Below are 22,500 nucleotides of genomic sequence, written 5' to 3'. Positions count from 1 at the left end.
TTCATCGATGTGAGTTCCCTATTTCGTCGACCAGCTGCTCCAGCGGAGAGCGGTCGCGCTGCATCGTCTGCAGCGCATTCTCGGCGGCCAGCTCGATGCCCGGCTGGCAGTAGAAGCCGCCGTTGATCTGTACCGTCTGGGCGACCGTACGGCGGTAGGCGCGAAAGAGTTCCGGGTCCGGTTTCGGTGCGCTGTGCCAGAACGCGTCGAGCTTGCCCTGGTGAGTCAGCCCGGGCATGTCGTAGATCGGCGAGGCCAGCGTGTGGGTCGGGCAGTGAAAACCCAGCGCCACGTTGCCGGCGGTGCTGTTGACCGTGACCAGACCGCGGGCGCGCTTGAGCATCTGCTCCAGGTTGCCGCCCTCGAGATAGATCAGCCGGTCGCCCAGGTCGTACTCCCGGCTGAGAACGTCGATCAGGCGGGCGTAGTGCGCAAGCCCCATGTCCAGCGGATGGTTCTTGATCACCAGCTTGGCATTCGCCGGGGCATGGTAGGCGAACGACGCCGCCACCTTGCCGATCACCTCCTGCATGTTCTTGAAGTCGGAGTGATAGCGAATCTGCGCGTCGCTCTTGAGCTGCAGCGGCAGCAGGTAGAACGGCTCGTCGGCGGCGAGCAGCGCTTCCATGCGTTTCTGATCGCGCCGCTTGAGATACGGCATGCGCGCTTCGCGCAGCAGGAAACCGGCGTACTCCATCGGCGCGGTGACCAGCGCGTGGTTGCGATAGTAGGGATGCAGAAAGGGGTTGGCCGCGCCCGCCAGGTGATAGAGAACGTCGTGACGCGCTCGGGTCTTGAACTGGTTGGGAAACGACTGCGGCCGGCCCACGCTCGGCAGGCGCTTGCCGGCCTCGCGGTACCACGCCGGGTCCTTGGGCAGCAGCGAATGGGCGTTGACGCCTTCGCGCTCCAGTGTGACCCAGAAAGGACGGAAGTAACCTTCTTCGAACACGTGGTTGCGAATGCCGCGCTGGCGGGCAGCGACCACCGCTCGGCGATGGACCGGGCGACGATCGCCGAACACCACCTGATCGGTGATGCCTTCACGCTCCCAGATCTTCGCCAGATAGCGCGGGATGTCCTCGACGTGACCGCGGTAGACACGCGTCTCGCCGAGGCGCCAGTAGACGCTGTCACCGACGGTGAAGTTGACCTTGGTGACGCGATGGCCCGCCGCCTTCAATCGCTCGCCGAGACGATTGAAGAACGGCGAACAGACGCCCTGTAGCAGCAGGAAGTGCTTGCGGGGCGACGTCGTTGTCCGGGCGGCGGCGACCACTCAGACCCTCCCCGAAAACAGGTTGCGGTAGAGCCGATAGAAGCGCACCCGTGCCGAGAGGCCGCGCTGGCGTGCGCGCTGCTGATGCATCAGCTCGATGGCAGTGTCGGCATTGCAGAACTCGCCGCTCTCCGGGTCGACGTAGGTCGGATAGCGCAGCAGTGCACCGGCAATGAGCGCATCGAGCGAGAGTCGACGCTGGCGGCGGGGCGCGCTGAGCCGGTCGACCGTCAGCCCCCAGCCGGCGTAGAACGGCAGGCCGTGGGTGTGCACCTCGACGCCGCGCATCAGGCCCTCGAAGCCCGTCAGCGAGCACATGGTATGGATCTCGTCGGCAGCATCGATGAGCTCGAGGATGTCGGCATCCCGCGCCTCGACGTCGAACAGTTGCCGCGCCGCGTCGTCGATTACCCCGACCCGCGCCCCGGATACCACGTCCGGGTGCGGCTTGTAGACGATGAAAGCGTCCGGACGCTCGGCGCGTACGGCCTCGAGTAGCGCGCGGTTGGTGCGAACCACCGGCGAGCCCTGAGCGATGGAGGCGTCGGTCTCGACCTGACCCGGCACCAGGATCACGCGTCGGTCACCGATCGTCTCGCGCTCGGGTAGCGCCGTACCGGCCGCGACGACGTTGTACTTGGAGAGTTTCAGCGCGATCAGTCGCTCACGCAGCTTGGCGGCGCGGGCCAGCAGCGCCGGGTCGAACTCGGCGTTGCCGAGCAGCCACTCGAGATCGCTCTCGTGATGGGCGTCGTAGTAGAGCCCGCGGGCGTCGAACGCCAGTGACAGCGGCCGGGTCAGATCGACGCCGAGACCCACCGAGCGCACGAAGCCATCCTCCATGCGCCAGAGTTTCAGGCCGTGCCGGCGGCAGTAGTCGCGCACGGTGTCGGTCGCCTTCTGGCCCCAGACGACGAGGCTATCGCAGCCCTTGGCCTCGTCGTCGCCGGGACTGGCGTGCGGGGTGAAGCGCACGCTCGACGCCGGCCCCAGAAAGTCGCGAACGAAGGCGCGCTTCCAGCTCGAGAAGCCGACAGCGAGCCAGCGGCCGGCGAGCCGGTCGCGCTGACGTTTCTGGTCGCTGATCAGATCGATCGTCGCTTCCAGCGTCGACACCTGCCCGGTGTAGGGGTTGGCATAACGGCAGTAGCGCAAGTAGGTGGCGGCGAAAAGCTCGTCACGACTGCGCGTCCGTCGGCGGCGGTCGCACGTCTGGGTGTCACGTGTCAGCCCCCAGCCGGCATAAAAGGGCAGGCCGAAGCAGGAGACCGGCTTGTCGGCCATCAGCGCCTCGAAGCCGAGCTGGCTGGTGACCACGTAGACCGCTGCGACCGCTTCGATCAGTGTCCAGGGGTTGAGATCCTCGCCGATGAGTCGGCAGCGCGGATGCACGGCGGCGTCGGTGAGATAGCCCTGCTTGCGCCCGGCAATGACGTCGGGGTGGGTCTTGATCAGGATTTCGGCGTCGGGGTGCTCGTCGATGGCGCAGGCAAGCATCCGTCGAAACGCCTCGGCGTCGGCGAGCCCGTGGGTGATCGAGGCGTCGTCACGCGTCTGGTCGACGACCAGAATACGCTCGCGATCCGCGGCCGGCAGCGGCCGGTCCGGCGCGTGGTTGTACTTCGACAGCCTGAGCGTGCGGATGCGAGCGATGGCGCGAGCGGCGCGTTCGAGTTCGGCGTCGTCGAAGTTCGCCTCGTTGAGTAGCTGCTCGAGATCGGAGGGGCGCGTGGCGTCGTAATAGATGCCGCTATGGTCGACGACCAGGCTTTGCGGCTGGGCGTAGTGAACGCCAAGCCCGAGCGAGCGCAGAAAGCCGTCTTCGATGGCGACATAGGGGACGCCGCGTTTCGCTGCCAGCCGCCTGGCCTTGACCGAAGTCGGCTTCAGGCCCCAGCCGAGGATGGCGTCCACGGGACGAGACCGACCCGGGCGAAGGCGGACCTGCTGACCGAATTCCGGCAGCAGACAGCTGACGATTCGCCAGCGCTCCAGACCCTTGGACAGGTAGCCGGCCACACGGGTAGATGACGATCGCGGGGCGGTCGAGTCGTTGGGCATGGAAAAGGCCGCGGTAGTGTCCGGTCGGTCGACGAAAGGGATGGCTAAGCTACTCAAGTTCATGGCTTTAGGCAATCGGGGCGCCAGTGTAACGCAGACGCGGCGCCCGATTTTAGCGTCGTTTTCGATCGATCGCTGAAACCGCTTTGCATTGGGTTACGTCGAGGGCAGGGCGTGAACGCCAATGTAAGCAATCATTTCTTTGTAGCAACGTCGCCAACTCGGGCATGAAAAAGCTAAACCGTGAGCCGCGTTGAGACGCGGATTTAACTCACGGTTTCGTCTCCTGGCGGATGACGATAATTGAATAAAACAGTGGGCGAACTCTCCACGTCCTGCATGAGTTTGCCGCGTCGAACATCGCCGCAACGCCTCTTGCGCTGGCCGAACGAAACGATAAACCGTCGATATTGCGGCAGTTTACACGCCATCAGTCTTCTCATGTGCCCCTTCGCGACAAGGCTTAAAACCCCCTCTCTCAGCGAAGTTAGAACTCGCCGATTGTCCCTTTACAAACTGTCACGCGTCACGAATTTAGCGTTTGACTCACCCGGCCCAACCAGTCGAAAAAGAGCGTCGACAGCGCCAGGCAAAGAGCGCGATGAGTCGGTGAAGCGGGCCGTTTTCGCTGACTGTTGGCTTTTGGTTACGCGTCCGACAAACGCCTTGGGTTTCACCGGCGTCGATGGCGGTGAGACGAAGATCGAGCAGAACGCTCCGGGGAAGAGGGACTGTTGATGGGGACCGCACGATGACGATGGGAATGGATGCGTGGCTGAGCGTGGGATGCGTGCTGGCCGTCCTTGCGACGCTGATGCTCACGCGCATTGCCTCCGACGCCATCCTGATGGCGGCGATGACCTTTCTGATCGCCACTCAGGTCCTGACCCCCGGCGAGGCGCTGGCGGGATTCGCCAATACCGGGGTGATGACCATCGCCGCACTCTACGTGGTCGCCGCCGCGCTGAAGGAGACCGGGGCGATCAACTGGGTCGCCAACCAGCTGCTGGGGCAGCCGGCTACCCTGCGCCGCGCCTACTGGCGGGTGCTGCTGCCGGTGTCGTTTCTGAGCGCCTTTCTCAACAACACCACCGTGGTGGCGATGTTCATCCCGGCGATCCAGGACTGGTCGAAGCGGCTCAAGCTCTCGCCGTCGAAACTGCTGCTGCCGCTGAGCTACGTCGCCATCCTCGGCGGTACCTGCACGCTGATCGGCACCAGCACCAACCTGGTGGTGGACGGTCTGCTGCAGAGTCAGTGGAACCGCTCGCTCGGCATGTTCGAGCTCACGGCGATCGGGCTGCCGCTACTGGTCGTCGGCGGCGTCTTTCTGCTGCTGTTCGCCGACCGGCTGCTGCCCAAGCGCGAGGGTCTGGTCGAGCAGCTCGATCAGGTGCGGGAGTACGGCGTCGAAGTGGTCGTCGACAGCGGCGGGCCGCTGGTCGGCAAGCGCATCGCCGACGCCGGCCTGCGCCATCTGCAGTACGGCTATCTCGCCGACATCCAGCGCGGCCAGGATCTGCTCTCCGCCGTGCCGCCGGAGACGCGCCTGGCAGCCGGCGACGTGCTGGTCTTCGTCGGCGCCCCCGAGTGCGCCCGCGAGCTTCGCCAGATACGCGGCCTGACCCCGGCCAACGGCAGCGTCGACAAACTCGCGGTGGCGACCCATCGGCGCTGTCTGGTGGAGGCGGTGATCGGGCCGGACTTCGCGGGGATCAACCAGAGCGTGCGCGACAGCCGTTTCCGCTCGCGCTTCCAGGCGGTGATTTTGTCGATTTCCCGCGGCGGCCGACGGCTCACCGGCAAGCTCGGCGACATTCGGCTGCAGGTCGGCGACACGCTGCTGCTGGAGACCGGCGACGCTTTCGTCGCCCAGTACCGCTACCGCAAGGATTTCCTGCTGGTCAGCGCGCTCAACGATTCCACGCCGCCGAACTTCGACAAGGCGCCGCTGGCCATCGCCATTCTCTGTCTGATGGTGGGCGTCAATACGTTCGGCCTGGTCTCGATTCTCGAAGCCGCTCTCGGCGCCGCCGGGGCGATGCTGGCGACGGGCTGTCTCACCATGGGCAAGGCACGGCGCTATCTGGATCTCTCGGTGCTGATCGTCATCGCTTCCTCGTTCGCCCTCGGGGTCGCGATGACCAAGACCGGCGCCGCCGAGCAGCTCGCCGTCTGGCTCGTCGGTGGGGTGGTCTCGCCGCTGATCGGGCTCGCCCTGGTCTACGGGCTCACCGTCTTCTTCACCGAGGTGATCACCAACAACGCCGCTGCGGTGCTGATGTTCCCCATCGCCGTCTCCGTCGCTCAGCAGCTCGGGGTCGACATCATGCCCTTCGTGATCGCGGTGACTATCGCCGCCTCGGCGAGTTTCATCACGCCGCTGGGGTATCAGACGAACCTGATGGTGCTCGGCCCTGGCGGCTATCGCATTACCGACTACCTGCGCCTGGGGCTGCCGCTGAGCTTGCTGACGGCGGCGACCACGCTGTCGCTGGTGCCGCTGATCTGGCCTTTCCACCCATGACCGGTCCGTTTGCCACACCACCGAGCGCGCCAGCTCTAGGCCTACGACCGCTTTCGACAGACGACCGCTTTCGACAGAAGACAGGAAATCGACATGTGGAATGACGCAACCCGACAGACCCTGCTCGACGGCGTGAAAGCCGCGGGTGACGCGGTTCTCGCCATCTATCACCGCGACTTCGACGTCGAGACCAAGGCCGACGCCAGTCCGCTGACCGAGGCGGACCTCGCCGCTCACCGCGCGCTGGTGGCGCTGCTCAGCGAAGTCGAGCCGTCACTGCCGCTGCTGTCGGAGGAGTCGGAGGCCGTCGACTACGCCGAGCGCGCCAGCTGGTCGCGCTACTGGCTGATCGACCCGCTCGATGGCACCAAGGAGTTCATCAAGCGAAACGGTGAATTCACGCTCAACGTGGCGCTGATCGAGCAGGGCGTGCCGGTCTTCGGCATCGTCCACGCGCCGGTGCTCGGCGTGACCTGGTGGGGCGAACAGGGCGAGGGCGCCTGGAAAATTATCGACGGCGAGCGCACGCCGATCGCGCCGCGATCATTGCCGCAGGCCGACGACGAGGCGTGGCGCATCGTGGGAAGCCGCTCTCACGGCGCCGAGGCGTTCGAGACGTTCTGCGCGGCGCTGCCGGCCCACGAGCGGGTCTCGATGGGCAGCTCGATCAAGCTGTGTCTCGTCGCCGAAGGGGCGGCGGATCTCTACCCGAGACTCGCCCCGACCTGCGAGTGGGACACCGCCGCCGCTCAGGCGGTCGTCACCGCCGCCGGCGGCGAGGTGTTGGATGCCACAACGCTCGAGCCGCTTCGCTGCAACCGCGGGGAGAGCCTGCTCAATCCCTTCTTCATCGTCTGCTCACGGCGCGATCCGCGCTGGGAGTCGGCACTCGCCACGGCGTTGAGCTGACGCGCATGGCTCGGACTTCCCCTGACCCCTTACTCGGAGACTGCGGCATGTCGGAACTCGTACCCACTCGTCAGACCCACCTCAAACAGCTCGAGGCAGAGTCGATCCATATCATCCGCGAGGTCGCCGCCGAGTTTCGCAACCCGGTGATGCTCTACTCGATCGGCAAGGACTCCTCGGTGATGCTGCACCTGGCACGCAAGGCGTTCTATCCCGGTACGCCGCCGTTCCCGCTGATGCACGTCAACACGACGTGGAAGTTTCGCGAAATGATCGACTTTCGCGACCGTATGGCCGCCCAGGTCGGCATGGAGCTGATCGAGCACGTCAATGAGGAGGGGCGCGCCGCCGGCATCAACCCCTTCGACCACGGCAGCGCCAAGTACACCGACATCATGAAGACTCAGTCGCTCAAGCAGGCGCTGGACAAGTACGGCTTCGATGCCGCCTTCGGCGGGGCACGCCGCGACGAGGAGGCCTCGCGCGCCAAGGAGCGGGTCTACTCGTTTCGCGACCGTCACCACCGCTGGGACCCCAAGAACCAGCGCCCGGAACTGTGGAATCTCTACAACGGCCGCGTGAACCAGGGCGAGTCGATCCGCGTCTTCCCGCTCTCCAACTGGACCGAGCTCGATATCTGGCAATACATCTATCTCGAGTCGATCCCCATCGTGCCGCTCTATTACTCCGCGCCGCGCCCGGTCGTGGTGCGCGACGGCATGCAGATCATGGTCGACGACGAGCGCCTGCCGCTGGCGCCCGGTGAAGTGCCCGAAGAGAAGTGGGTGCGTTTTCGCACGCTCGGCTGCTACCCGCTCACCGGGGCGGTGGAGTCCAAGGCCTCGACGCTGCCGGCGATCATCCAGGAGATGCTGCTGACCCGCACCAGCGAGCGCTCGGGGCGGGCCATCGACCGCGACCAGGCGGGCTCGATGGAGAAGAAAAAGCGCGAGGGCTATTTCTGACGCCGGCTCACGCGCCATGAGCCACGGGCGGTGTCGTCTTCTTTCCCGGCGCCTGGCTTTTCATTCTTCATTCTCAGGGGGCATCCATGTCACACCAGTCTTCGATGATCGCCGATAACATCGAGCAGTACCTGCGGGACCACGAAAACAAGGATCTGCTGCGCTTCATCACCTGTGGCAGCGTCGACGACGGCAAGTCGACCCTGATCGGTCGGCTGCTCCACGACTCCAAGATGATCTACGAAGATCAGCTCGCGGCCATCACCCGTGACTCCAAGAGTCGCGGCACGACGGGCGACAAGGTCGACCTGGCGCTGCTGGTCGACGGCCTGCAGTCGGAGCGCGAGCAGGGCATCACCATCGATGTCGCCTACCGTTTCTTCTCCACCGACAAGCGCAAGTTCATCATCGCCGACACCCCGGGACACGAGCAGTACACCCGCAACATGGCGACCGGCGCCTCCACCGCGAGTCTCGCGGTGATCCTGATCGACGCGCGCTATGGCGTGCAGACGCAGACGCGTCGCCACAGCTTCATCTGCGATCTGCTGGGCATCCAGCATCTGGTGATCGCGGTCAACAAGATGGATCTGGTCGACTACTCCCAGGCGCGCTTCGACGAGATCGTCGCCGACTACCGAGAGTTCGCGACCAAGCTGTCGGTGAACGATCTGCGCTTCGTGCCGATGTCGGCGCTCGATGGCGACAACGTCGTCAACCACAGCGAGCACATGCCGTGGTATCTCACCGGGCGCGAGCGCGGCGCGCCGCTGATCCAGATTCTCGAGACCATCGACATCAGCCACGAGCTGCCGCTGGACCAGCTGCGCTTTCCGGTGCAGTACGTCAACCGGCCCAATCTCAACTTTCGCGGCTACTGCGGCACGCTGGCCGCCGGGGTGATCCGCCCGGGCGACGCGATCCGCGTCATTCCCTCCAACCAGCGCTCCCGGGTCTCGCGCATCGTCACCAACGATGGCGATCTGGCGGCGGCCTATCCCGGCCAGGCGATCACGCTGACGCTGACCGATGAGATCGATATCTCCCGCGGCGACATGCTGGTCGAGGCCGACAGCGAGCTCGAACCCTGCACGGCCTTTACCGCGGACGTGGTGTGGATGCACGACAAGCCGCTGGCGATCGGCCACGAGTACGAACTCAAGGCGGGCACGCGCACCGTGGCGGGGCGGGTGATCCGCATCGTCTATCAGGTCGACGTCAACACCATGGCGCGTAGCGCCACCGACCGCCTCGAGCTCAACGGCATCGCCCGCTGCCAGATCGAGACCACCCAGCCGCTGACGCTGGACGGCTACCAGCGCTCGCCGCACACCGGCAACTTCGCGCTGATCGACAAGCTCAGCAACCTCACCGTCGGCGCCGGCATGGTGGTGGACACCCTCAGCGCCAGCAACATCGTCTGGCACGACATGGCGGTGACCAAGAAGCGGCGCGCCGAACGCAACCGTCAGAAACCCTGCATCGTCTGGTTCACCGGCCTCTCCGGGGCGGGCAAGTCGACGGTGGCCAATGCGCTGGAACGTCAGCTCTTCGGCATGGGCTACAACACCTACCTGCTCGACGGCGACAACGTGCGCCACGGGCTGTGCCGCGACCTGGGCTTCAGCGACCGCGACCGTCAGGAGAACATCCGCCGGGTGGGCGAGGTCGCCAAGCTGATGACCGACGCCGGCATGGTGACGCTGGTCTCGTTCATCTCGCCGTTCCGTCAGGACCGGCAGATGATCCGCGACATGGTCGGCCCAGACGAGTTCATCGAGGTGTTCGTCAATACGCCGATCGAGGTCTGCGAGCAGCGCGATCCCAAGGGGCTCTACCAGAAGGCGCGCGCCGGCGAGATCACGCAGTTCACCGGCATCAGCTCCCCTTACGAGGTGCCGGAGGGCGCCGAGGTGGAGATCGATACCTCGGCCTATGACCTGGAAGAGACCGTGGGTCGGCTGATCGCGGCACTTCGCCGTCATCAGGTGATCTAGCGGCCGCGGCAGGATCGAGGCCGCAAGCGTCAGTCATGAAATGCATCAATAACCACGAAAAGAATCGATGACCATGAAAACGATCGATGCAGTGCGTACGCAAAGTCGCCCCCGGTGTCGCCTGGCAGGTGCGGCGCTACTCGTGCTGGCGCTCGCCGGCTGCGCCGCCAATGGCCACCAGACCGGTAGCGGCCCCAGTGTCCCCATGGACGACGCCACACCGGCGGGGCCGCAACTCTCGGCGTTTCTGGACAGCGCCGCCACGGGAAGCGCGACGACGCTCGCCACCTCGCCCTTGGGAGCCAATGTCGCGATCTACGCCCGTGAGCGCTACTTCGCCGCGAGCGGACGCCAGTGCGTCCATCTCGAACTCACCCGCACCGCGGGACCGTCATCGCTCGACGACGGCGCACTCGCCTGTCGTGTGGCGGGCAATAGCTGGTACACGCAGCGCCTGGTGACGGCCCTCATTCGCTGATCGAACCGATCCGCGACGCCGTCGAAACCCGCCGACCCAGATAGCGGGAAGGCATGAACGCCGGAAGGCTCGCGACCCCGTTTTCGGGGCCGGCGGACCCCTCATGGCCGCAATAACGATTGAGGCAGCACAACATGAACAAGCGGGCAGCGTTGATTTTCCGGGCCGGACGCCCGGTGGCGGTAGCGTGTCTGATGGCGATCACGGCATTGGCGATGAGCGGTCTCGACGCCACCCGAGCCCAGGCGCAGTCGATCGGTGTGGGCAGCGCCTCGCTGCTCGGCGGCCAGGAGGAGGCGGAGCCGGTCACCTCGTCCAGCGAGGGCAACGACGTCGAGACCTCGCCCCGGGCCAACTGGAACAACGCCAGCTATGGGGCGCCCTATGGCCAAGGCACCGGGCCCTACGGGCAGCCGGGCCAGAATCCCAACGATCCTCGCGGCCTCAGCGGCGCGGCGATCAACCCGGATCGGCTGCCACCGTTCGGCGCCAATCTGTTTACCGGTGGCTTTCGCGGCATCATGGCCGACGGTCTCAATCCGGAATACCTGATCAAACCGGGCGATCAGATCACGCTGAGAGTCTGGGGCGGGGTGGAGATCGAGCGCGTGCTGGTGGTGGATGCCCAGGGCAACATCTTCTTGCCGGGCATCGGGCCGCTATCGGTACAGGGCATCTCCAACGCGCAGTTGAACTCCCGGGTCCGCGGGGCGATCCAGTCGGTCTATCCGGAAAACGTCAGCGTCTACACCAACCTGCAGGGCGTGCAGCCGGTCGGGGTGTTCGTCACCGGCTACGTCCAGAGTCCGGGCCGCTACTCCGGCACGCCCAACGACTCGGTGCTCTATTTCCTCGATCAGGCCGGCGGCATCGATCAGGCCCTCGGCAGCTACCGGCGCATCGTCATCAAGCGCGGCAACACCACCCTCGAGGTGGTCGATCTCTACGACTTCCTGATCGACGGGCAGATCGCTCGCCCGCAGTTTCGCGACGGTGACACCATCGTCGTCGAGGAGCGCGGGCCGGCGATCAGCGTCGCCGGCGACGTCCAGAAAGCCTACCGCTACGAACTCGTCGGCGAGAGCCTGACCGGGACGGACGTGATCGATCTGGCGCGTCTGCGCGCCGGCGTCTCCCACGTGCTGCTGCGCGGCAGCCGAGAGTCGGGGCCGATCTCGCGCTACCTGCCGCTGACCGCGTTCGGCAGCGCCGAGGTACGTCGGGGTGACGAGGTGCTGTTCAGCGCCGACCGCCGTGACGAGACCATCGTGGTGCAGGTCGAGGGCAGCTACTACGGCCCGTCGCGCTATGCGCTGCCGCGCGATGCCAAGCTCGGCGAATTCCTGAACGCGATCAGCGTGCCCGAGTCGATGACCAGCTACCGCGACGTCTCGATTCGTCGGGTCAGCGTTGCCGAGCAGCAGGCCGAGTCGCTCAAGCAGAGCCTGCGCCGGCTGGAGACCACCTATCTGGGCTATCCCTCGCGGACCGCGAAGGAGGGCGAGATCCAGGTGCGCCAGGCGGAGCTGATCGCGCGCTTCGTGCAGAAGGCCTCCCAGGTCGAGCCCACCGGACGGCTGGTGGTAGCCCGCGACAACGACGTCGCCAACATCCGGTTGCAGGACGGTGATGTGGTCACCATTCCCGAGAGCACCGACTCCGTACTGCTCAGCGGCGAGATCGTGATCCCGCAGTCGATCGTCTTCACCCCGGGGCTGAGCGCGCAGGACTACATCCGGTTGGCGGGCGGTTTCACGCCGCGCGCCGACGACGATCAGGTACTGGTGGTGCATCGCAACGGGGCGGTCATCCACGCCGACGACACCGCGATGCGCGCCGGCGACGAAATCATCGTGCTGCCGGCCGCACCGACCAGCAACATCGAGCTGGCCTCGAGCATCACGCAGATCCTGTTCCAGATCGCGGTCGCCACCCGCGTGGCGCTGGATCTATGAACGTCCGTATCGACGTCGGCGTGAGGCGACCCGCCGCCGACGCCTCCTCGGCCGAACGCGGAGGTGAGTCATGGCACAGCTGAGCCTTTCCCGGCGACCCAGCCGGGGGCCCTGGCGGGTCACTCGCAGCGTCTGGTTCGCGATGTTCATGCGCGAGGCGATCTCGCGAACCATGGCGGATCGCATGGGGTGGTTCTGGATGCTCTTCGAGCCGCTGGCGATCATCGCCGTGATGGTCTCGGTGCGCGGACTCTTCCTCTCCGGCAGCGAGGTCGCCGGGGCCGATCACGTGCCGTGGCTGGTCGTCGGGCTGATGGGGTACGGCCTCTTTCGCGAGAACATGATGCGCGCGCTCGGGGCGATCGAGGCCAACAAGGGACTGTTCGCCTACCGCCAGGTGAAACCGGTCGACACCGTCCTGGTGCGCTGTTTTCTCGAAGGAGCGCTGAAGTCGTTTCTGTTCCTGCTCTTCATCGGCATCGGCACGCTGCTCCAGTTCGACCTGATGCCGGCGCGACCGCTCGGCGTGATGCTCGACTGGCTGTCGCTCTGGGCGCTGGGCTGGGGGGCGGGGCTGACGGTATCGGTGCTCGGCGATCTGGTGCCGGAAGTCGGCCGCGTGGTGCGCATTCTCAACCTGCCGCTGCTGCTGCTCTCCGGCGTCATCCTGCCGGTGATGTACATCCCGTATCCGTACCGGGAGTACCTGCTCTATAACCCCATCGTCCACGGGCTGGAGAGCATGCGGCTGAGCTTCTTCGACGGCTATCACACCCTCGACGGCATCGACATGACCTATCTCTGGTTCTGGGCGCTTTCGCTGATCGCGCTGGGGCTGATTCTCCATCTGCGCTTCGCCGCGAAGCTCAAGGCCGAGTGAGGAGCGCTCCATGATCGAGATCCGCAACCTCTACAAGCGATACCACAACCATCACGGTAGCCCCTGGGTGCTCGAGGACGTGTCGCTGACGATTCCCGACGGCGTCAGCGTCGGCCTGCTGGGGCGCAACGGTGCCGGCAAGACCACGCTGCTGCGCCTGATCGGCGGCATGGACACGCCGGACCGCGGCGAGATCGTGCGCGAAAGCCGCGTCTCCTGGCCGATCGGGTTGGCGGGCGGGTTCCAGGGGTCGATGACGGGGCGCCAGAACGTCAAGTTCGTCGCCCGCATTCACGGCGCCGACGACGAGATCGACGCCATCATCGACGAGGTGGAGGCGTTCGCCGACATCGGTGATGCCTTCGACGAGCCGGTGAAGACCTACTCCTCCGGGATGCGCTCCCGGCTGGCATTCGGGCTGTCGCTGGCGTTCGACTTCGACGTCTATCTCTCCGACGAGGCGACCGCGGTGGGCGATCGCGCCTTCAAGAAGAAGGCACGGCAGGCCTTCGAGGCGCGTATCGGCAAGGCGAGTCTGATCATGGTCTCCCACGGCGAGAGCGTGCTGCGGGAGTTCTGTCAGGCCGGCATCGTGCTGGAGAAGGGCAGTGCCCGCTGGTACGACGACATCGACGCGGCGATCGCCGCCTATCACCAAGCCACCGACGGGCGGGTGCCGCGAGTGCCGGTGGTGCCCCGAACCCATGCCGAGGCGAGAGAGGGGCTGAATGAGGCCAATCGGGATTTCGCCGAGGCCAAGGCCGCTTTCGAAGCGGCCGGGGACGACCCCGATCGCGAGGCCGAAGACGACACGCTGCGCTGGCGGCTCGAAGAGGCGCGCGAGGCCATGCTCGACGCCCGCCGCCACGTTCAGCGCCTGCGGACACCCGCGCAGAAGACTTCTCATCGCAACTCATCCAATCGTAAGCCCCCACACAAGAAGAGACGGCCATGAAGAAACGTTCCTCTTTCGCTAGCCGGTATCTGCACTGGCTGGTCTGTTTCGCGGCGATCACCGGCGTGACGCTCTACTGGATGCTGTGGGCGAGTGACCGCTACGTCTCCCACGCCAACGTGGTGCTGGAGAGCCCGCAGATCGCCGCCCCGAATCTGAGCTTCAGTTCGCTGCTCACCGGCAGCGCGTCCGGCAACCTCTCGGACATGCTGCTGCTGCGCGATTACATGCGCTCGGTGGACATGCTCCAGCTGCTCGTGGAACAGGCGGATTTCCGCGATCACTACGCCCAGTCGGGGGCGGACCCGATGAGTGCACTGCGCGACGCGAACGCCCCGATCGAGACGCTTCACGAGTACTACCTCTCGCGGGTGTCGATCGAACTCGACGACTACGCCGGCGTGCTGCGGCTCGACGTCGAAGCGTTCGATCCTGAAAAGGCGTACCAGATCGCCCAGCTGATGCTCGACGAGGGCGAGCGACACATGAACCAGATGGGACAGCGCCTCGCCGAGGAGCAGGTGCGTTTTCTGGAGAAGCAGGTAGCGATCCTCGAACAGAGGTTTCAGGATACGCGGGACGTGCTGTTGGACTATCAGAACGCCAACGGCCTGGTCTCGCCGGTGGGAACCGTGGAGAGCCTGAGTTCCGTGGTCGCTTCGCTCGAGGGTCAGGTCGCCGTCGCCAAAGCGCGCAAGAGCGCGCTTGCGAGCTTCCAGAGCGGGCGCTCGCCGGAAATGGTGCGCATCAACGCCGAGATCAACGCGCTCAACAGCCAGATCCAGCAGGAGAGCGAGCGGCTGGCGCGCCAGTCCGGCGACGCCCTGAACGCCGTGTCGTCGGAGTATCAGACGCTGATGCTGCGCGCCGATTTCGCCCAGCAGAGCTACTCCGGCGCGCTGGCAGCGCTCGAGAACACGCGCATCGAGGCGGCCCGCAAGTTGAAGCAGGTCTCGATCCTGCAGGCGCCGACGCGGCCGGAGTACCCGGAGCAGCCGGAGCGCCTCTACAACTCGGTAGTGTTCGCCGTGATCGCGCTGTTCGTCACGCTGATCCTCAACATGCTGATCCTCATTGTGAAGGACCATCGCGACTGAGCGCGCTTCGCAACCATTCAACCCGCTACCGAGGCCGTCATCGATCGCTCGGTGGCACCAACGACATGCCAACAACGGGAGAGAGGACATGAGCAAGACGTTTCTGGTCACCGGGGGGGCCGGTTTCATCGGCTCTGCCGTGGTCCGCGAGCTGATCCGGGAAACGGATCACCGTGTGGTCAACGTGGACAAGCTCACCTACGCCGGCAATCTCGAATCGCTTGCCGCGGTCGAGGACGACCCTCGCTACGCCTTCCGTCAGGCCGACATCTGTGATGCCGAGGCGATGGCCAGGCTCTTCGCCGAGACGCAGCCGGACGTGGTGATGCATCTGGCGGCAGAGAGTCACGTCGACCGCTCCATCGATGGGCCCGCGGCCTTCATCGAGACCAACGTGGTCGGCACCTACGTGCTGCTCGAGGCCGCCAGGCAGTACTGGAAAGGCCTCAAGGAGAGCGACGCGCAGAAGGCGGCGGATTTCCGCTTTCATCACATCTCTACCGACGAGGTCTACGGCGACCTGCACGGCGCCGACGACCTGTTCACCGAGACCACGTCCTACGCGCCTAGCTCGCCGTATTCCGCGAGCAAGGCGAGCTCCGATCATCTGGTTCGCGCCTGGCAGCGCACCTACGGCCTGCCGACGCTCGTCACCAACTGCTCCAACAACTACGGCCCGTATCACTTCCCGGAGAAGCTGATTCCGCTGACCATTCTCAACGCCGTCGCCGGCAAGCCGCTGCCGGTCTACGGCGATGGCAAGCAGGTCCGCGACTGGCTGTTCGTCGAGGATCACGCTCGCGCCCTGATCCACGTCGCTGCCACCGGCGAGATCGGCGAGACCTACAACATCGGCGGGCACAACGAGAAACCCAACATCGAGGTGGTCGAGACGATCTGCGCGCTGCTCGAGACCCTCGCCCCGGCCAAGCCGGAAGGGGTCACGCACTACCGCGATCTGATCACCTTCGTCACCGACCGCCCCGGCCACGATCTGCGCTACGCCATCGACGCCGGCAAGATCGAGCGCGAGCTGGGTTGGACGCCGCGGGAGACCTTCGATTCCGGCATGCGCCGGACGGTTCAGTGGTTCCTCGACAACGAGCAGTGGTGGCGCCGCGTCCAGAGCGGCAAATACCAGGGCGAACGACTGGGAGAGAGCGCATGACGATACTGATTCTCGGGGGCAACGGGCAGGTCGGCTTCGAACTCAGACGCGCGCTGGCGCCGCTGGGTGCCATCGATGCCCCGACCCGCGAACGACTCGATCTGATGGACGCGGAGGCGGTGGACGCGCATCTGAAGGCGCAGCGCCCGGCGCTGATCGTCAACGCGGCGGCCTGGACGGCGGTGGATGCCGCGGAATCGGCGGCCGAGGAGGCCTACCGGCTCAACGCCGGCCTGCCCGAGCAGCTCGCCGCCCACGCCGTCGAGAGCGGTGCGGTGCTGGTGCACTACTCCTCGGATTACGTCTATCCGGGTGACGGCGAGATGCCCTGGACGGAAAAGAGCGCCACCGGGCCGCTCTCCGTCTACGGCGCCAGCAAGCTCGCCGGCGACGAGGCGGTCGCCGCGAGCGGTGCCAGTGCCATCGTCTTTCGCACCAGCTGGGTCTACAGCGCCCGCGGCGGCAACTTTCTCAAGACCATGCTGCGTCTGGGGCGCGAACGGACGTCGCTCAACGTCGTCGTCGATCAGATCGGCGCGCCAACGCCGGCGCGGCTGATCGCCGAGGTCACGCTGTTGGCGCTGCAGGGGCTGCGACAGGGCACCTTCGCCCCGGGGCTCTATCATCTCGCCCCCCGGGGGGAGACCAGCTGGCACGGCTTCGCCGAGGCGATCTTCGCCGCCGCCCGCGACCGCGGCGAGACGCTGGCCATCACCGATGAGGGGCTGGGCGCGATTCCCACCAGCGACTATCCGACGCCGGCGACGCGTCCGCTCAACTCGCGGCTCTCGCTCAACAAGCTCGAACGCGAGCTGGGAATCGATCTGCCCACTTGGCAGGCGCAGCTCGATCTGACGCTGGAAGATATCCTGAGCACGCGCTGAGCACACGCCGCGACGACCGCCAGGGTCGCGGGTATCGAAACGGTTTCAGCAGGGCGCCGGTCAGACCGGCGAGTCAGTCACGTTGCCGGCCGCGCCGGCGTCACGCGTCAATGTCGGTCATTCCGACAAGGAGTTTCAGCATGGCACGTAAGGGCATCATTCTCGCCGGCGGTTCCGGCACGCGTCTGCACCCCATCACTCAGGGCGTCTCCAAGCAGCTGCTGCCGGTCTACGACAAGCCGATGATCTACTACCCGATCTCGGTGCTGATGCTGGCCGGCATCCGCGACATCCTCATCATCTCCACGCCGGAGGATCTGCCGCAATACGAGTATCTGCTCGGTAGCGGCGAGCAGTTCGGCGTGCGTTTCGCCTATGCCGAACAGCCCTCGCCGGACGGGCTGGCGCAGGCGTTTCTGATCGGCGAGTCTTTCATCGGCGACGACTCGGTCTGTCTGGTGCTGGGCGACAACGTCTTCCACGGCCAGCACTTCTCCGAGCAGTTGAAACGCGCCTCCGAAGTGGAGAAGGGCGCGACGGTCTTCGGCTATCTGGTCAAGGACCCGGAGCGCTTCGGCGTGGTGGAGTTCGACGACAGCGGCCGTGCGCTCTCCATCGAGGAGAAACCCAGCGATCCCAAGTCGCCCTACGCGGTGACGGGTCTCTACTTCTACGACAACGACGTGGTCGCGATCGCCAAGGACGTCAAACCCTCGTCCCGCGGCGAACTCGAGATCACCAGCGTCAACAACGCCTACCTCGAGCGCGGCGACCTGCACGTCGAGCGCCTCGGCCGCGGCTTCGCCTGGCTGGATACCGGCACCCACGACAGCCTGCTGGAAGCGGGACAGTACGTGCAGACCATCGAACACCGCCAGGGGTTGAAGGTGGCGTGTCTCGAGGAGATCGCCTGGAGCCAGCACTGGATCGACGACCAGCAGCTCGCCGCCCGCGGCGACGCGCTCAAGAAGACCGGCTACGGCCAGTATCTGCTCAAGCGTCTCGAGGACAGTCGGCGCGGCTCGGTCGCCTGACCGGGCGCGTCTGCTGGCCAGAGGTCGAGACAACCGACTCATAGACGTCGAGACAATCGGCTCATTTCGATAGGGAGACCCCCATGCAATACGAACGCCTCGCGATCCCCGATGTCGTCCTGCTCACCCCTAAGGTGTTCGGCGACGACCGCGGCTTTTTCATGGAGACGTTTCGCCATAGCGAGTTCGTCGAGCACTGCGGCGACTACGCCTTCGTCCAGGACAACCACAGCAAATCGGGCCGCGGCATTCTGCGTGGCCTGCACTACCAGCTCGAGCACCCGCAGGGAAAGCTGGTGCGCGTGACCCGCGGCGAGGTCTTCGACGTCGCGGTGGATCTGCGTCGCGGCTCGGCCACGTTCGGTCAGTGGGTGGGCGCTCGACTCAACGAAGAGAACCGCCAGATGCTGTGGGTACCGCCGGGCTTTGCGCACGGCTTCTACGTCACCAGCGACGAGGCGGAGTTCCAGTACAAGTGCACCGACTACTACGCCCCGGGCGACGAGTACAGCCTGCGCTGGAACGACCCGACGCTGTCGATCGACTGGCCGCTGGTCGACGGCGAGCCGAAGCTTTCCGCCAAGGACGCCGAGGGCGCGACGCTCGAGAACGCCGCAACCTTCGACTGACGTCACTTGGGGTCCACCTTCGACTGACGTCACTCGAGCAGGGCGGCCGAACCGAACTGGGCAGCAGGGGCGTGTAAGAGAGCCGAGCGAGAGCCGGGTCAAAGAGTCGAGCGTTAGCACAGGAGCGAGCGATGAGTGATGACGTTTCCAACGTCGGGCCGGCGGCCAACGACGAGCGCGTCGAAGGCGCCCCGCGTTTCGAGGCCAATCTCGACGATCACGATTGCGGCGTGCTGATCGGCTGGGCCTGGGATCGCCAACGCCCGGAGGCGGCGCTGGCGATCGAGGTGCGCGACGCCACGGGGGTACTCGCGGTCACGCGCGCGGATGGCTGGCGCCGTGATCTGGTGACGGCGGGCAAGGGTAACGGCCGTCACGGCTTCGAGGTCCGTCTCGACCTTGCGGCACTCGCCTCGCCGACCGCGATCCAGCTGTTCGAAGTCGGCAGCGTCGAGCCTTTGCTGAGCGTGCCCTATACGCTGACGCTCGCGCGGGGGCTGCGGGTCACGCTGGGCGGGATCGACTGGGGCCGGCTCGTCGGTGAGGTGGCGTACGAGGACGTCTCGGCCGGCGAGCCTGTCGCCGCCGATACGCCGGCATCGGTCGACGAGCGGCTGGCCACGAGCCGAGCCGTGCTGATCGATGCCGCCGGTAAGATCCATGCCCGGGCGGCCGTGACCCGGGACGAGGCCGACAAGTGGCGCTTTGCGCTGACGCTGCCCGCCGCACTCTGCAGTGGCGAGATTCAGCGCCTCGACGTTGCCGTCGAAGGCTTCCCCGGGGCGGAAGCGCGCTTCGTGGGCGTCGTCCCTCGTCGGCTGGGGGGCGTTGCCACGCTGGAAACGGGAGTCGATGACGAGAGTCACGTCGCCCGGCGCCGCTACGCTTCGCTCACCCGTCAGCTCGGCCGCCTGACCCATCGCCGCCAGGGGGCGGTGAAGGCCATGACGACGCTTCATCGCGCCCACCAGGTGCTGGTCAACGGCTGGCAGGGGCGGCGGCACTTCCCCACGCTCTCGCTGACGCCCGAGCGCAAGCCGGCGGTGAGCGTGCTGCTGCCGGCCCAGGGTGGTCTGCCGCGGCTCTACCATACGCTGGCGTCGTTGGCCTTGACCGCGGGCACGACCCCCTTCGAGGTTCTGGTAATCGACATGGGCGAGCGCGACACCGCCTGCGCGAGCCATGTCAAAGGCGGCTCGCCGTGGCTCGCGCGCCAGGCCGCGGCGGTGTGCGGGAATCTTCGGGTGGTGGAAGCCCTCGGTACCGGCGAACGTCTGGCGACGCGAGTCGCACGAAGTGTGGACGAAGCGCTCGCCGAGCATGTTCTCTGGCTCGAACCCGGCACCGAACTGCTCGAAGGAGCGCTCGAGACGCTGCACGCCACGTTCAGCGATTTCGATCAGGTCGGCGTGGTGGGCGCGAGTGCGCTCGAACCCGACGGTCGTCTGCGGCATGCCGGGGCGATGGTCCTGCGCAACGGGACGTGGCGCCGCTGCGGGGCGAACGAGGCGCCGTCGCTCACCGCCTGGTCCTACGTGCGTCGCGTCGACGCCGCGCTGCCGGGGGCGGTCATGTTCGAACGCCGGACATGGCACTCGCTGGACGGGGTGGCGTCGGTGGACGAGGGTTGGGAAAGCCTGCTGGTGGATCTCTGCCTGCGGGCGGAAGAGCGCGGCTGGCACACGCTCCATCAGCCGGGGGCACAGCTCGTCGCCCTGGAAACGTCGGCGAACGCCCGACAAGCGGCTCCGGTGTCACCTTCGTTCGTGGCGTGCTGGCTCGAGCGGCTCAGCCAGCGAGGGGTGACGGGTGACGAGATCGCCCCCGTCTATCGCGTGCTGATGATCGACGCCGAGATACCGCGGCCCGATCGTAGTGCCGGTGCCTATGCCGCCTGGCAGGAGATGCGGCTGCTGCAGGCGTGCGGCTGTCAGGTGAGCTTCGTCGCCGACAGCCTGGAGTTCGCCGACGCCTATACCCGGGCGCTCGAGCGCGCCGGCGTTCGCTGCTTCCACGCCCCCGAGGTTCGCAGCCTCGAGGCGTTACTGCGGGAACACGGGCGAGATTTCGATCTGATCTACATCACGCGGTTCAACGTGGCCGAGAAGCACCTGGCCGCGATCCGCCAGTTCAGTCACGCCAGGATCGTCTTCAACAACGCCGATCTGCACTTTCTCCGCGAACTTCGGTTGCGGCTCAGCGCCGGCGACCCGGATCTCTCCTTCCCGCTGGCGATTCGAGACAGGGAGCTTGCGGTCATGCGCGAGGCGGACGCCGTGCTTTGCTACAGCGAGGCCGAGCAGGCGGTGATCACCAGCCACAATCTGCGCCAGGACAATCTGTTTCGCTGCCCCTGGGTGGTGGAGGGGCGCGGTGCACGGGGCGGTTGGTCGTCACGGGCGGGCATCGCCTTTCTTGGCGGCTATCGACATCGGCCCAACGTGGAAGCGGTGGAACACTTCGTCACCCAGGTCATGCCGATGCTGCGCGAAGCGCTACCCGGCGTGAAACTGCATCTCTACGGTAGCGACATGCCGACGAGCTTTCAGGCGCTGGCCTCGGAAGACGTGGTGCTCGAGGGCTACGTCGAGGATGTCGCCACGCTCTTCGATGCCCACCGGCTCTTCATTGCGCCGCTGCTCTCCGGGGCGGGGATCAAGGGCAAGGTGCTGGAGGCGATGTCGTTCGGGCTGCCCTGCGTACTGACGCCGATCGCCGCGGAGGGAACCGGTCTGGTGGACGGGGTGAGCGCGCGGATCGTTCAGTCGCCGGCCGACTGGGTCGCGGCGATCGACGAGCTGTATGCCGACGCCGATCGCTGGCAGTCGCTCTCCGAGTCGAGTCTCGGCGTGGCACGGACCCATTTCAGTTTCGCCCGTGGACGCGAGCAGATGCGCCACATCCTGCGCGGCGTGGGTCTTGAGCCGCCGGTAACCCCACGCGCGCTCTGCACGCGGCACGCGCGCTGAATCCGAGCGGTCGTGGCGCCTGGGCGCCGCGGTCGCGATCTCGGCGCGGCGAGAAGTCGCCCCGCTGAGGTCGCTCGCCATCCACGCCTCGCAATCGTCCTACCCGCGTCGCATCCGCTCCCTTCGTTCGCACCGCTCCGACCTGATCCGCTCAGCCATGTCGCCCGCCTCATCGGTCCCGTCATCGGCGTTTTCCCACCACGACCGTCAGACCGAGGCTCGCGACTCGGCACCCGCGCGTGGTTGCGACAGGCACCGTTGACGGCCGAATTTCCAGCGATCATCGATCGATACGTTAATGCCTGTGTCGTCACAAAGCGTCACTACCGGCGATGGCCGTCACGCTTTAGCAACAGTGTCGGATAGTCGCGACGATTTACGTATTTAAACCGTAACCGGGTTATCAATGCGAATACAAATGATCCATTCCGATGAGTAAATTCATCTTCAGATAAAGACCGCCCAAGCTTAGCCTTTAGTCACGGTGAAACGGCGCTTTCGGCCGCAGGATGGCAAGCGTTGGGCGCCTCTCTAGTTACTCATTAAGAACGTCTCGAGAACCGTTAAACAGCGGGCTTTCGTATTCTATCTTTCGATATCGCGAGGCGATATCAGCGAGATGTTCAAAAGAATTAAATGATTTTGACGTTGTCGTTAAGTCGTTGTGGATTGAATATCACGACGCGCTTTTTTGCGAATTCAGGAAGGCTCTC

General features: G+C 65.8%; 16 protein-coding genes. 14 read left to right on the top strand and 2 right to left on the bottom strand.

Features of this window, described 5'->3' with window-relative positions:
• Position 1: 1 nt before the first annotated feature.
• Positions 2 to 1,279 (bottom strand): capsule biosynthesis protein, encoded by a 1,278-nt coding sequence (locus DOM33_RS03060; RefSeq protein WP_110665697.1) that lies wholly within the window; start codon positions 1,277 to 1,279, stop codon positions 2 to 4.
• Entirely contained in the window at positions 1,280 to 3,340 is a 2,061-nt protein-coding gene (locus tag DOM33_RS03055; protein WP_110665695.1) for a capsular polysaccharide biosynthesis protein, read from the bottom strand.
• A gap of 751 nt (positions 3,341 to 4,091) precedes the next feature.
• Between DOM33_RS03055 and DOM33_RS03050 the strand changes: the two genes are divergently transcribed.
• From DOM33_RS03050 to DOM33_RS02975, 14 genes are all read left to right on the top strand, one after another.
• A complete protein-coding gene (locus DOM33_RS03050; protein WP_338053814.1) occupies positions 4,092 to 5,867 on the top strand; it encodes an SLC13 family permease in 1,776 nt (591 codons plus the stop codon).
• A gap of 93 nt (positions 5,868 to 5,960) precedes the next feature.
• Positions 5,961 to 6,776 (top strand): 3'(2'),5'-bisphosphate nucleotidase CysQ, encoded by an 816-nt coding sequence (gene cysQ, locus DOM33_RS03045; RefSeq protein WP_110665691.1) that lies wholly within the window; start codon positions 5,961 to 5,963, stop codon positions 6,774 to 6,776.
• Between the two features lie 47 nt (positions 6,777 to 6,823).
• Entirely contained in the window at positions 6,824 to 7,741 is a 918-nt protein-coding gene (gene cysD, locus DOM33_RS03040; RefSeq protein WP_110665689.1) for a sulfate adenylyltransferase subunit CysD, read from the top strand.
• A gap of 86 nt (positions 7,742 to 7,827) precedes the next feature.
• Positions 7,828 to 9,738, top strand: coding sequence for a sulfate adenylyltransferase subunit CysN (gene cysN, locus DOM33_RS03035; protein ID WP_110665687.1), 1,911 nt, complete (start codon positions 7,828 to 7,830; stop codon positions 9,736 to 9,738).
• 73 nt (positions 9,739 to 9,811) lie between these two features.
• A complete protein-coding gene (locus DOM33_RS03030; RefSeq protein ID WP_162617872.1) occupies positions 9,812 to 10,216 on the top strand; it encodes a DVU3141 family protein in 405 nt (134 codons plus the stop codon).
• Between the two features lie 134 nt (positions 10,217 to 10,350).
• A complete protein-coding gene (locus DOM33_RS03025) occupies positions 10,351 to 12,171 on the top strand; it encodes a polysaccharide biosynthesis/export family protein (protein WP_239495242.1) in 1,821 nt (606 codons plus the stop codon).
• Between the two features lie 70 nt (positions 12,172 to 12,241).
• A complete protein-coding gene (locus DOM33_RS03020) occupies positions 12,242 to 13,051 on the top strand; it encodes an ABC transporter permease (protein ID WP_204352592.1) in 810 nt (269 codons plus the stop codon).
• A 10-nt stretch (positions 13,052 to 13,061) separates the two neighbouring features.
• Positions 13,062 to 14,006: an ABC transporter ATP-binding protein gene (locus DOM33_RS03015; RefSeq protein ID WP_110665683.1), complete on the top strand. Its 945-nt coding sequence runs from the start codon at positions 13,062 to 13,064 to the stop codon at positions 14,004 to 14,006.
• Positions 14,003 to 15,103: a KpsE/RkpR family capsule polysaccharide export protein gene (locus tag DOM33_RS03010; protein WP_110665681.1), complete on the top strand. Its 1,101-nt coding sequence runs from the start codon at positions 14,003 to 14,005 to the stop codon at positions 15,101 to 15,103. Before DOM33_RS03015 ends, DOM33_RS03010 begins: the two co-directional genes overlap by 4 nt.
• Positions 15,104 to 15,191: 88 nt before the next feature.
• On the top strand, positions 15,192 to 16,271 hold the full coding sequence (gene rfbB, locus DOM33_RS03005) for a dTDP-glucose 4,6-dehydratase (RefSeq protein ID WP_110665679.1): 1,080 nt from the start codon (positions 15,192 to 15,194) through the stop codon (positions 16,269 to 16,271).
• Positions 16,268 to 17,155 carry a dTDP-4-dehydrorhamnose reductase gene (gene rfbD, locus DOM33_RS03000; protein WP_110665677.1) on the top strand — a complete coding sequence of 296 codons (888 nt, stop codon included), beginning with the start codon at positions 16,268 to 16,270 and terminating at the stop codon, positions 17,153 to 17,155. Before rfbB ends, rfbD begins: the two co-directional genes overlap by 4 nt.
• 140 nt (positions 17,156 to 17,295) lie before the next feature.
• Positions 17,296 to 18,189, top strand: coding sequence for a glucose-1-phosphate thymidylyltransferase RfbA (rfbA, locus tag DOM33_RS02995; protein WP_110665676.1), 894 nt, complete (start codon positions 17,296 to 17,298; stop codon positions 18,187 to 18,189).
• An 83-nt stretch (positions 18,190 to 18,272) separates the two neighbouring features.
• A complete protein-coding gene (gene rfbC / locus DOM33_RS02990; protein ID WP_110665674.1) occupies positions 18,273 to 18,818 on the top strand; it encodes a dTDP-4-dehydrorhamnose 3,5-epimerase in 546 nt (181 codons plus the stop codon).
• 131 nt (positions 18,819 to 18,949) lie between these two features.
• Positions 18,950 to 21,787 carry a glycosyltransferase gene (locus tag DOM33_RS02975; RefSeq protein ID WP_162617871.1) on the top strand — a complete coding sequence of 946 codons (2,838 nt, stop codon included), beginning with the start codon at positions 18,950 to 18,952 and terminating at the stop codon, positions 21,785 to 21,787.
• Positions 21,788 to 22,500: the final 713 nt, after the last annotated feature.

It is taken from the genome of Salinicola halophilus, from assembly GCF_003206155.1.
Classification (GTDB): domain Bacteria; phylum Pseudomonadota; class Gammaproteobacteria; order Pseudomonadales; family Halomonadaceae; genus Salinicola; species Salinicola halophilus.
The sequence above is the reverse complement of the archived record's forward strand: the minus strand, read 5'-3'. Positions and strand labels throughout refer to the sequence as shown.

Excerpts from the sequence above, each read along its gene's own strand:
- DOM33_RS03010 (WP_110665681.1), top strand. The coding sequence starts at position 14,003 with ATGAAGAAACGTTCCTCTTTCGCTAGCCGGTATCTGCACTGGCTGGTC.
- DOM33_RS03050 (WP_338053814.1), top strand. The coding sequence starts at position 4,092 with ATGACGATGGGAATGGATGCGTGGCTGAGCGTGGGATGCGTGCTGGCC.
- DOM33_RS02975 (WP_162617871.1), top strand. The coding sequence starts at position 18,950 with ATGAGTGATGACGTTTCCAACGTCGGGCCGGCGGCCAACGACGAGCGC.
- cysD (WP_110665689.1), top strand. The coding sequence starts at position 6,824 with ATGTCGGAACTCGTACCCACTCGTCAGACCCACCTCAAACAGCTCGAG.
- DOM33_RS03025 (WP_239495242.1), top strand. The coding sequence starts at position 10,351 with ATGAACAAGCGGGCAGCGTTGATTTTCCGGGCCGGACGCCCGGTGGCG.
- DOM33_RS03020 (WP_204352592.1), top strand. The coding sequence starts at position 12,242 with ATGGCACAGCTGAGCCTTTCCCGGCGACCCAGCCGGGGGCCCTGGCGG.
- rfbD (WP_110665677.1), top strand. The coding sequence starts at position 16,268 with ATGACGATACTGATTCTCGGGGGCAACGGGCAGGTCGGCTTCGAACTC.
- cysQ (WP_110665691.1), top strand. The coding sequence starts at position 5,961 with ATGTGGAATGACGCAACCCGACAGACCCTGCTCGACGGCGTGAAAGCC.
- DOM33_RS03055 (WP_110665695.1), bottom strand. The coding sequence starts at position 3,340 with ATGCCCAACGACTCGACCGCCCCGCGATCGTCATCTACCCGTGTGGCC.
- cysN (WP_110665687.1), top strand. The coding sequence starts at position 7,828 with ATGTCACACCAGTCTTCGATGATCGCCGATAACATCGAGCAGTACCTG.
- DOM33_RS03030 (WP_162617872.1), top strand. The coding sequence starts at position 9,812 with ATGAAAACGATCGATGCAGTGCGTACGCAAAGTCGCCCCCGGTGTCGC.
- rfbC (WP_110665674.1), top strand. The coding sequence starts at position 18,273 with ATGCAATACGAACGCCTCGCGATCCCCGATGTCGTCCTGCTCACCCCT.
- DOM33_RS03015 (WP_110665683.1), top strand. The coding sequence starts at position 13,062 with ATGATCGAGATCCGCAACCTCTACAAGCGATACCACAACCATCACGGT.
- rfbA (WP_110665676.1), top strand. The coding sequence starts at position 17,296 with ATGGCACGTAAGGGCATCATTCTCGCCGGCGGTTCCGGCACGCGTCTG.
- rfbB (WP_110665679.1), top strand. The coding sequence starts at position 15,192 with ATGAGCAAGACGTTTCTGGTCACCGGGGGGGCCGGTTTCATCGGCTCT.